Genomic DNA, 10,567 nt, shown 5'->3' with positions numbered 1-10,567 from the left:
ATCCGTTCCGGGTCAGCCGCCGGGCGGCCGGTACGTTCCGTATACAGCGGCGCCACCCAATCATGGATGATGGAAAAATCAAGCGCTTCGTTCAGTTGGCGCAGGATGTGTTTTTTCGGCACGAGATCATCCATATTCACGAATTGGAACAATTGCGGCTGGATGGCCGACGACTTATGGGCTTTCATGCTCATTCACTCTTTCGATCGTTTTGTTACTAAAATAAATTCGATAAAACCATGGGAAAGGCCTGCTTATACGGACTTTTTCACCGGACTTCTAGATCTCATAATTTCCCTCCCTCGTACTAATAGTTAGTAGTTTTTTAATTAACGATATCGCCATACTTAATAGCAATGATATAGGTTTTATGTTGATCCGAAATTTTTATTCCGACTCCTTTTGATAACATTTCTTGTGTCAGTATACTGTGTGTTTTGAATTTACGTTGAAAAACGGTTTCGTTATTAGCACTTAGGCGAAATGGTGAGTTATTATTTCTATCATCTGTTTTCAATTGTTCAGCTTCTACACCAACAGATTCCTTTAATTTTTTATTAAGGAAAATTATCGATGCTTGAAATGAAACATCATGCTTTGTGGAATTTGACACCACAATATATAATTCTAGTTCATTCTTTTTTTTGTACCATCTTACATAACTTTGTTTTTCCACAGTAATTTGATTTTTTTCAGAGCAAGCTGTGCAGCAAAAAACGAAAGCTATAAAAATGATTAATAAACGTATATGCATACATTATCTCCTACCAGGCCAAGTCAGTAGCTTGAGCCCTACAACCGTATTTCCCCAGTTTTTTCAAGCCCACTTTTAGGTTTTTAATCTTCAGCAAGCGAATGACGGACTGCATGTCGTCTCATATTATGCCTATAACGCCCCGTTTTCTAACATTTCTTAATTGTCAATAGAAATTAAAAACTTTGAATCCTCATCGACTTGGCTCCAGTCGGTTGACGGCATCATTGACGACGCGCACGAGATGATTTTGCGGGATATCCTCTTCTAAATCCATTGGTAAACAGAGTTAGAATGTACAAAAGAAGCCCTCCTTGAAATGGTTGCTGGACACTTCCATTTTACCAAGGAATGGCTTCTTTGGGTTTGACAGAATATGCACGGGGCAGTCTCGAGGCATTTTTTGACCTTTTGGGACAGCCCCTTTATAAAACGGTCAAACGATCGGACGCTTATTCCTGCCCGATCCAATCGGGACGCGCTGCTTCCTTCCAGCGCTCGCGAATCGCCCGGTACGTCTCTTCGGGCAGCGGGCCGGCTTCCAGCAGCCGGGCGTTCGTCCGCCAGCGCTCGGGATTTTTGGTGCCGACGATCGCCGTATGTACGCCCGGCACGGCAAGCGCGAACCTGAGCGCCATTCCGACCGTCTGCTCGTCTTTGGAGCGGAACTGCGGATAGTCGAGCTGCTGCAGCCGTTCCCAATACGTCTGATGATACTCCACGTCCGGCTTGGCGTCGTACCGCCAGGCAAAGTTGGCGATCGGACGCTTGACGACGACGCCCAGCCCGCGCGCGGCCGCTTCCGGCAACACCAGGTCGATGGCCTCCTGGTCGGCGATGTTGACGGAAATCATCAGCGAATCGAACGCTCCCGTCCGCACCGCATACAGCGCATCGGTATGATCGCCGCTGTAGCCGATAAACCGTGTTTTTCCTTTCTCCTTGGCCCGCTGCAGCACCTCGATGACCTCGCCGCGCCTCAGCACCTCTTCGCTGCAGCTGTGCAGGTGAATGACGTCCACGTAATCCGTCCGCAAGCGCCGCAGGCTGCGGTCGATGCTTTGCTCCAGCAGCTTCGGATCCCAGTCCGGCAGATCGAAGCCGCTGGCATGGCCGCACTTGGTAAACAAATAATAGTCGCTGCGCCGATGCGCCACCGTCTGGCCGATCAGCTCCTCGCTGTTCGCGTAGCATTCGGCGGTATCGATGACGTTCAGCCCCGAATCGAGGGCGTCGTTCAGCAGCCGCTCGACTTGGCCGGGCGACGCCCCTTCGAATCCGATTTCGGCCCCGCCGAACCCGAGAACGCTTACATTCAGGCCTGTTTTCCCGTAAATCCGCTTTTCCATATCCGGTTTCCCTCACTTTCTGTTGTTTGCCTTCATTATAGAACAGACCTCGCCCGGCTTCCATCGGATTCTGGAATCATTTTGCAAAAGACGGCCGGACCCGGCACCACGATTTTTTTCCGCAAGCCGTGCAACCAAAAACGAGCCGAATCGTCTAATCTGTGGAATTTTTTTGTTTCCGGCGCAGCTCGGATCGGTTTACAATAAAAGCATGATTGCGCATACAGTCCCAAGAACGATCCGGAGGAACCTATGAAACTGAAACTGCCCAAAAGCAAGCTTCGTAGAACGGCCCTAGCCGTTAGCCTCGTTTTCTGTTCGATTGTCGTCGCGGTTGCCGCCTATGCCGGTTATCTGATGTACAAGACGGATTCCGCTCTGGGCCGCATAGCGGCGCCGAATTCCCCTTCCCCGTCCGCTTCGTCCCCGAATGAGCCGGAGAGCACGACGGAACCGAAACCGCAGGAAGAGAGAACCGAAGCGCTGACCTTCCTGCTGGCGGGCGTGGATCAACGAGAAGGAAGCGGCGGCACGCTCAATACGGATGTGATTATGCTCGTAAGCCTCAATTTGAACACCCGGACCGCCAGCATCGTGTCGCTTCCCCGCGACATGCAATTAAAGCCGAAGACGCTCAGCCCCCACAAGGCAAACTATTATTACGCCTATTTCTACGGCAAGGACAAGGAGACGGCCATCGCCAACACCAAAGCGTTTTTCAGCGAGCTGTTCCAGCTTCCGATCGACTACATGGCGGTCATCAACTTCGACGGGCTGAGGCAGCTTGTCGATGCCGTCGGCGGGCTGACGATCGACGTCGATATGGACATGAAATACCGCGACAACGCGGACGGAACCAACATCGATCTCAAAAAAGGCCTGCAAGAACTGAACGGCAAGCAAGTGCTCGACTTTGTCCGCTACCGCAAGTCCAACGGCGGGACGGGGCCGTCTTCCGACATCGAGCGCAACGGCCGCCAGCAGCAGGTGCTCACCAAGCTTCTCGACAAGCTGGCCTCTTTCAAAGGCATGGCCCAATGGGACGATGTCATCGACATCGTGGGCGACAACGTGCGCACCGACATTCCGAAGTCCGAACTGCGCGACTGGATTTTGCATTTCCGGGACATGAAGCCCGACAGCATCCGGGTCATCCCGCTGGAAACCCGTTGGGAAAGCCCCTACATTTACGTGGACGAAAACGATTTGACCGAAGCGATCGATTCGCTAAGGACGCAGGCCGGTCTCCCTCCGGCCGCCGATTTGGAGCTGGCCGACGTCGTCAGCGTCGATCCTTCGTCGGACTCCGCCCGGTAGCGGAACGGGCCGGCCCGTTTATCGCATGCTTTGAAACAACCAGACGAGAACCAGCACATTGACCGCGAGCAAAACGGGAATGCCGACGACGAAGGAAGCGTGCTTCGTCTTGTGCCGCCATACCCGCATGCCGAGCCACGCCCCCAGCGCTCCGAAGGCGGCGGCCGCCAGAAACAGGCGGGCCTCCGGGATGCGTCTTTGCTTCCGTTTGGCCCGCCGTTTGTCGGCTCCCATCATGCCGTACGCAAGCAGATTGATGAAAACCAGATACGCGACAAAAAGAAAAATCAGATCTTGATCCATCCCAGTGCCTCCTGCCTGCCTCGATGGTGCCGACCGCCAACCGTTCCAGCGAGACGCTTATTCCCGAAGCGCATCTCTCAGCTTGCTCGACATGCGCCCTCCCGTCGCCGACAGCAGCGCTCTTCTTGCTTTCGCCAGTTCCTCCTTCAGCTTGCGGTTTTCCGACTCCGCTTCCCGCAGGGCGGACTGCAGCGCCTCCATGGACGGATGCGAACTTGCGGAGTCCTTTTCCCGCTTCCGCTCCTGGTCCCGCTCCTGCTTCCACTCTTTCTCCCGCTTCCGTTCCTCGTTTTCGGCCCGCACGCTTTTTCCATTTATATAGTAGTCTTCTTGACGATAAACCCGAAACGCGATTTCCAGCTCCGGAACGCCAAGCCCCCGCACATGGCGATCCACCGCCTCCGCAAACCGGTCGCGAGCTTCCGGTCCCCGGTCGAACCAGGCCACTTCGATAAAAGGATACGAGGGCGCCTCTTCTCCGTCGAAAAATGCGGTGGTATGCAGGCATTCCAGCATAATATGGTCCGGCGGACATTCGTAAATGGCGGCCAGCTCCGCAATCAGCGGCCGGCTGACGGCGCGAACCCGTTCGGGAGCGATTCCCCTGATCAACAAATGAGGCAAGGCGTCATTCCTCCGTTGAACAACGATTTTGCTTTCTATTATCCTTGCATCCCGCCTTAAAAGCAAACGTCCCGGCCGCAAGGCGGACGGGACCGTAAATCGTTCGACAAAGATAGGGCTAGGTAAGCGTACAAGCCACGGAGACCGCCGGCGCATAAACTGACGATGCGATTCAACATCACAATAAAACATCCGGTGGTGATTTCGATGGGTTATGTTGGTGGATACGGCGGCGGAAGCGCGTTTGCATTCGTCCTTGTTCTGTTCATTCTTCTTATCATCATTCTGCGCGCCGGCATCGGTTTCTAAGTTCTTCTTCATCCCGCCAGGCCCAGCCGAGCTTGGCGGGATTTTTTCGTCAGAACATATCCTTGAAATGCTTCCGGATAAAGTACGTGGGCGTGCAGCTCCAAGCATGGCAATAGCTGTTGATGAGGAAGCTGCCGTAAGGCGACATCCGCTTGTCGTCGGGGTTGTACAGCTCCCAGAAGGTGTCGGCGCCGTCCTCGACCATCCCGCCCCAGTAGCGGCGCATCTGCTTTAGCGCCACTTCGGGCTCGCCGCTGGCGATGAGCGCCTCGATATAATGATGGTACATATACGGCGTCGTCATCGGGACCGCCTCCGGCTCCTCCGCCAGCCGTCTCAGCAGCTTGGCGTTGTCCTCCGGGCCGAACACTTCGGCCAGAACCATCCAGATTTGCGACGCCCAGGACACCTGGCGCCGCTCCCCGCTGACGAAGAAGCCCCGCTCCTCGTCCCACAAATGCGCAAGCGTCGCCCGGGTCACCTCGTCGATGCCGGCGGCGATCCAAGCTTCGGCGGCTCCGTCCCGCATCTTCCGGGCCAGCTTCAGTCCGCGCTTCAGGCAGTACAGCAGCACCGCTTGGGCGGGCGCCTGCTTATTTAGCTCCTCATGCCAATCGATGAAGCACCACCACGTCGCGTCGTCCCGGACGACGCCCCGCTCATCCAGGCGGCGCAGCCCGATTTCAAGCTGACTGCGGGCGACCGGCCACAGCTCTTCGAGCGTCTGCCGGTCATTCGTCGCCTCGACGTAATCGAGCAGCGTCGGCACGAAAAACAGCGAATAGTCGTACAGGCGCGTATCGTCCACATGCGGCGCCGGCTTCTCGAAGATGCAGGCGCCGACCGCTCCGTCCTCCAGCAGCAAACTGCCGAACAGATACAGGCAGCGCTTGACCAGATCGTCGTTGCGGAACGTCTCGTAATTGGCGAGCGCCTGCAGCCGCAAATCGCCGATCCACAGCCGGCGGTCCCGCTTCGGTCCGTCCTCGAAGACGGTCTGCATGCAATCCTGCAGCGTCTTGATGCCGATCCGGTCCATCGCCGCGATATCTTCGGGATAATGCTCCGGCAAAGGCCTGATGTTGGAAGGATCGCCCGAGGTCACCGCGATGCAGTGAACGTCGGGAAACGAAACCTTGTATTTCGGCGACGTATCGACGACCGCGACCTTCACGTACCGGAAGCAGTAGCGGCGCGGCAGCCGAAGCTCGGCCGGCAGGACGTCCACGGTCAGGATTTCTTCCTGCAGCCAGGAGCTGCTGAGCCAGCCGTTGTAGCTCTCGAACGGCTCGCCGATCTCGCACGGCGTCTCCCCGAAGATCAGCTTCAGGCGCAGCGGCGCGTCGGGCGGACTGCCGACGGGGCGAACGGACAAACGCAAATACCCGACCAGGTGGTCGCCGAAGTCGAGAACAAAGCTGTCTCCCTTGCCGTAAGCCCCGGTCTTGATCGCGCCGGCGTCGCCGGCGGCTCTGGCGCTCCAGCCCTGAACGGCTTGGGCGTCCTCATGGACGTCGACAAGGCGGACTGGCTCCACCCTGGTTTCGATCATGCTCGGTATCAGCTGCTCCGCTTTCGCCAGCAGCGCTTCGTTTATGCTCAATGTTCACACCTCTTTATTCCGCGTTCGGGTATACCATCACTTTCAGGCTGCCGCTTTTGTTCGTCATCGCGCGCACCATCGCCTCTTGCGTTTGCGCCAGCGGATAGCGGTCCGTCACGAGCGCCGCGGCGTCGGCGATGCCGGAGGCCAGCATTTCGATGGCGCTCGGATAGGTGTTCGCATAGCGGAAGACGCCGTAAATGTCGATTTCGCGGTCCGTCATCGCATGCACGTTAAGCGGAATTTCCGCCTGGGCGGGAAGCCCGACGACCGCCAGCTTGCCGCCGCGGCGAAGCGACAGCAGCGCGGACTGGAGCGCGCGGGGATAGCCGGCCGTTTCCCAGGCGACATCGGCGCCGCGGCCTCCGGTCAGTTCGAACACCTTGTTGACCGCATCCTCCTCGCGCACGTTAATGGCATGCGTCGCCCCCAGCTTCAGCGCGGCTTCGAGGCGAGCCGGCTCCAGGTCCGCCACGATAATCCGGCCCGCGCCGAACGCCTTGGCGGCGACGACGGCCATCAGCCCGACCGGCCCCATTCCCATGATAGCGACCGTCGATCCCGGCTGCAGCCGCGTACGCTTCGCGGCATGAATGCCGACGGAAAACGGCTCGATCAGCGCAGCTTCCTCGTACGACAGATGATCGGGAATACCGAACGCGAAATCCTCGCGGATCGTCACATATTGGGCGAACGCGCCGTCGACGGGCGGCGTCGCGTAAAAGACCACGTCGGGGCACAGGTTGTAGCGCCCCGCCTTGCATGCCTCGCAGCGGCCGCAAGTCACGCCCGGCTCGATGGCGACGCGGTCCCCGACCCGATGGCGGGTAACGGCGGACCCGACCGCGGCCACCTCGCCCGCGCATTCGTGGCCGAGAATCATCGGATACCGCACGACCGCGTCACCGATTCTTCCATGCTCGAAATAATGCACGTCGGACCCGCAGACGCCGACGGCCATCACTTTGACCAGCACCTCGTCCGCCTTGGGCTGCGGAACCGGGAGCTCTTCCACGACGATATGGCCGGGCTTCGTCATGACGGCGGCTTTCATCGTAGCGGGCACCATCGCTTCGCTCATTTTCTTCGCTCTCCTTCTGTTTGTATGGATGGTTCGTGCCGGAACATTATCCTTTAACGGAGCCGACCGTCAGGCCGCCGACGAAATATTTTTGTAGGAACGCAAACAAGACGAGCAGCGGCAGCGCGCAAAGGAAGCAGGCCGCGAACAGAACGTTCCACTGCGTCGGATTTTGCTGGTCGCCGAGGAAGCCGAGCATCGCGAGCGGCAGCGGGGACTGATCCGCTTTGGTAATAAAGATCATATTGAAGAAATAATCGTTCCAGATCCAGACGCCCTGCGTAATGACGACCGATACCGTAACCGGAACCAGCAGCGGAAAGACGATCAGCCAAAAGCGGCGGAACAGGCCCGCTCCGTCCAGATGCGCGGACTCTTCCACTTCTTCGGGAACGCTGCTCTTGATAAATCCGGTATACAAAAAGGTCGAGAACGGAAGGCTGCACGTAATAAACAACAAAATCGGCGTAAACTGCGTGCTGGGAATATGCATCGAATTCATCATCTGCACGATCGGAATCAGCACCATTTGGCCCGGGACGACAAGCCCGCCGAGGAAAAACAAATACAAAAACTTGCTCAGCCCGGTCTTCAGCCTTGCCATCGGATAAGCGGCCATGGCCGCCAGAAGGACGACCGCGATGACGGAAATGCCGGTCAAAATGGCGCTGTTCAGCAAGGCGGTCGGAAAGTGCATGCGAGCGAAAGCGTCTTTATAGCTGGATAACGTAATTTCGTTAAACAGGACGATCGGATTCGTCATATTGTCCGCCGAACGCAGCGAACTGGAAAAAGCGATGACGAGCGGGTACAGGTTGACGACGAGCAGAACGGTGATGCACAGATGAATCAACGTTTTTCTGGATATCTCGGCGAGCTTCATGCCGACACCTCCCGCTTGTTCAGCCGGACCACAACGACGGCGGTAATGGCGATGATGAGCGCAAACGAAATGATTCCGAGCGCGGAAGCCTTGCCGAAAATCTGTTCCGTAAAGGCCATCTTGTAAATCGAGAAAATCAGCGTGTTCGTCGACGTTCCAGGACCCCCGTTCGTCATGATGAACGGATAGTCGAACGCCTTCAGCCCGTTGATGAGGCTTAAGGTGACGTTGATGGTGATCGCGGTCGCGAGCAGCGGAACTTTGATATGGCGGAACAGATTCCAGGCACTCGCGCCGTCGATTTTGCCCGCTTCGATCAGGTCGTTCGGCACCGTCTGCAGTCCGGCCAGGAAAATGATCGTGCTCGTGCCGATGTTTTTCCAGATTTCGACGAAAATAATCGCGTACAGCGCGGAAGAATAGCTGCCGAGCAAATTCATGTCGCCGCTGTCGATGCCGAGCTTGCCGAGCAGGGTCGCCAGCAGGCCGGACTCCGGCATGTACACGTAGCTCCAGATGAACCCGACGACAATCGCGCTGAACAAGGTCGGAATATAGGCCAAAGAACGGTACAGCCCTTTGGCTCGGATTTTCAAATTCAGGATCAGGGCGAGCCCCAACGCGATGAGGTTGCCGAGGACAACGGAAATGAACGTGTAGATCAGCGTATTTTTGACCGACTCTCCCAGCGTTCCTTCGCGGAACAATTCCTTGTAATTGCTGAAGCCGATATAGCTGTATTGGGTCGCGAAGCCGTTAAAGTCCGTAAAGCTGTATTGAAACAGCTTCAAGATGGGGAAGATCCAAAACAACAGGTAAAAAAGAAGGGCCGGCACGGCAAAAAAGTACAGCGACTTTTTCATGACCGTCGAATTCATGCTGCTTCATTCCTTTCCGCTCGCGGCCGTATCCGGAAGACGGGGAGACCGTCAACCGGATCAATTGCCGCTTCCAACAGCCAGCGGGTTAATGGTTTTTCCACAATTGCTTGAACTTGGCGTCCATCGCTTTCGCCACGTCTTCCGGCGTCGTTTTCTTGCCGCCGATAATTTCGGAGAACTTGGCCTGCATTTCGTCGGCGACGCCGCTCGGCCACATTTGGTTGCAGAAGTAGACCGCGTTGCCGGTTTTGTATACCTCGTATGCGTCCTTGTACAGGTCGTGGTTCAGCGGAACGTCCTTGTACACGCTGATCGACGGATTCGTTTCGACCCACGCCTTGAACAGCGGAGACTGGCCGTCGAACAGATATTCGAGAATTTGTTTGGCCAGCTCGACGTTCTTCGACTTTGCGTTGACCGCAAAGCCAGCGGAAGTGGCCGCCGAGATATAGGTCGGCTGGCCGGCCGGGTTGGCCGGCAGCGGGAAGAACCCGCGGGTGAAGTCGGCTGCGCCTTTGGCCGTGAGGGCCTGATAGTTCCACGTGCCGTCGAACGCCATGGCCGCTTTGCCGTCCACGAACAATTGCGCGGCTTGGGTTCCGCCGATGCCGAGCGAATTTTTGACGATATAGCCTTTGTCGTACAGCTCTTTATACATCGAAATCGTTTTGACCCATTTCGGATCGGTCAGCGAACGCTCGCCGGCCTGCAGCTTCGTGTCGAAGTCCATTTCGCCCGGATAGACGACGTTGGCGGCGATTTGGTACATGCCGAACTGGATGTACCACGAATCCTTGTCGCCCATGACGATCGGCGTAATGCCCGCGTCCTTCAGCTTCTGGCACGCCGCGAGGAAGGATTCCCAATCCGTCGGGACGGACGTGATGCCGGCTTTCTCGAACAGCTCCTTGTTGTAATACACGCCGAGAAAATCGATGCCGTTCGCAATGCCGTACACTTTGCCTTCATAGGACATGTCTTTGCGGGCGCTTTCGCTGATGTTGTTCATGAAGGACAGATCCGACAGATCGGCGGCGTAGCCCGCCTTGGCCATATCGACGGCGCCCATCGACGACATGCGCGGCCATATCCAGAAGATGTCGGGGCCTTGTCCCGCTGCCAGCTTCGTCCGGACCGACGTTTCGTACTGATCGTCCGGGAGCTTAGACGTTTCCAGCGTGACGTTCGGGAATTTCTCCTTGACGAGCTTCGGCATGATGTCCAGTAGGAAGTCTTCGCCGTTTGCCGCCTTCGTGCCCGAGGCCATCAGCGTAATCGTGACCGGCTTCGACGACGGATCCGACGAGCCGCCTTCCGAGGAGCCGCTTGAAGCGGCATTGTCGCTTGAGCTGCCGCAGGCGCTGAGCAAAACCAGGCACAGAACGAAAACCATCGCGCCGGCAAATCCCTTTTTCCAAGATTTCATGTGCGTATTCCCCCCGTATGTTCTCGTTGTGCGTCCG

At 56.7% G+C, this 10,567-nt stretch carries 12 protein-coding genes; 2 read left to right on the top strand and 10 right to left on the bottom strand.

Annotated features, from left to right (window positions below; all coding sequences use genetic code 11):
• The 3 genes from F560_RS0106260 to F560_RS0106250 all read right to left on the bottom strand — a co-directional run.
• On the bottom strand, positions 1 to 188 hold a 188-nt coding region (locus F560_RS0106260), incomplete at its 3' end, for a transposase (RefSeq protein WP_019004870.1).
• Positions 189 to 325: 137 nt separating this feature from the next.
• The gene (locus F560_RS0106255; protein WP_019004869.1) at positions 326 to 754 is read right to left on the bottom strand and encodes a hypothetical protein; all 429 of its coding nucleotides are present in this window, start codon (positions 752 to 754) and stop codon (positions 326 to 328) included.
• A 452-nt stretch (positions 755 to 1,206) separates the two neighbouring features.
• Entirely contained in the window at positions 1,207 to 2,103 is an 897-nt protein-coding gene (locus F560_RS0106250) for an aldo/keto reductase (RefSeq protein WP_019004868.1), read from the bottom strand.
• 252 nt (positions 2,104 to 2,355) lie between these two features.
• Between F560_RS0106250 and F560_RS0106245 the strand changes: the two genes are divergently transcribed.
• Positions 2,356 to 3,420 (top strand): LCP family protein, encoded by a 1,065-nt coding sequence (locus F560_RS0106245; RefSeq protein ID WP_019004867.1) that lies wholly within the window; start codon positions 2,356 to 2,358, stop codon positions 3,418 to 3,420.
• Positions 3,421 to 3,438: 18 nt separating this feature from the next.
• Here the strand turns inward: F560_RS0106245 and F560_RS0106240 are convergent, their stop codons facing one another.
• Positions 3,439 to 3,723 (bottom strand): DUF1294 domain-containing protein, encoded by a 285-nt coding sequence (locus tag F560_RS0106240; protein WP_019004866.1) that lies wholly within the window; start codon positions 3,721 to 3,723, stop codon positions 3,439 to 3,441.
• Between the two features lie 57 nt (positions 3,724 to 3,780).
• On the bottom strand, positions 3,781 to 4,347 hold the full coding sequence (locus tag F560_RS24935) for a DUF1904 family protein (protein WP_019004865.1): 567 nt from the start codon (positions 4,345 to 4,347) through the stop codon (positions 3,781 to 3,783).
• 207 nt (positions 4,348 to 4,554) lie between these two features.
• Between F560_RS24935 and yjcZ the strand changes: the two genes are divergently transcribed.
• Complete coding sequence (yjcZ, locus tag F560_RS24930) at positions 4,555 to 4,656, top strand: sporulation protein YjcZ (RefSeq protein WP_019004864.1); 102 nt, start codon at positions 4,555 to 4,557, stop codon at positions 4,654 to 4,656.
• Between the two features lie 49 nt (positions 4,657 to 4,705).
• Here yjcZ and F560_RS0106225 read toward each other — a convergent pair whose 3' ends face one another.
• From F560_RS0106225 to F560_RS0106205, 5 genes are all read right to left on the bottom strand, one after another.
• Positions 4,706 to 6,259, bottom strand: a complete 1,554-nt coding sequence (locus tag F560_RS0106225; protein ID WP_019004863.1) for an alpha-L-rhamnosidase-related protein — start codon at positions 6,257 to 6,259, stop codon at positions 4,706 to 4,708.
• Positions 6,260 to 6,272: 13 nt separating this feature from the next.
• Positions 6,273 to 7,340 carry an NAD(P)-dependent alcohol dehydrogenase gene (locus F560_RS0106220; RefSeq protein ID WP_019004862.1) on the bottom strand — a complete coding sequence of 356 codons (1,068 nt, stop codon included), beginning with the start codon at positions 7,338 to 7,340 and terminating at the stop codon, positions 6,273 to 6,275.
• A gap of 46 nt (positions 7,341 to 7,386) precedes the next feature.
• Positions 7,387 to 8,223: a carbohydrate ABC transporter permease gene (locus F560_RS0106215; protein WP_019004861.1), complete on the bottom strand. Its 837-nt coding sequence runs from the start codon at positions 8,221 to 8,223 to the stop codon at positions 7,387 to 7,389.
• Positions 8,220 to 9,101 (bottom strand): carbohydrate ABC transporter permease, encoded by an 882-nt coding sequence (locus tag F560_RS0106210; protein ID WP_019004860.1) that lies wholly within the window; start codon positions 9,099 to 9,101, stop codon positions 8,220 to 8,222. Before F560_RS0106210 ends, F560_RS0106215 begins: the two co-directional genes overlap by 4 nt.
• Positions 9,102 to 9,189: 88 nt before the next feature.
• A complete protein-coding gene (locus tag F560_RS0106205; RefSeq protein ID WP_019004859.1) occupies positions 9,190 to 10,530 on the bottom strand; it encodes an ABC transporter substrate-binding protein in 1,341 nt (446 codons plus the stop codon).
• Positions 10,531 to 10,567 lie beyond the last annotated feature (37 nt).

The organism is Cohnella laeviribosi DSM 21336 (assembly GCF_000378425.1).
GTDB classification, from domain to species: Bacteria; Bacillota; Bacilli; order Paenibacillales; family Paenibacillaceae; genus Cohnella; species Cohnella laeviribosi.
Note: the sequence above shows the minus strand (reverse complement) of the source record. Positions and strands in the feature narration are given on the sequence as shown.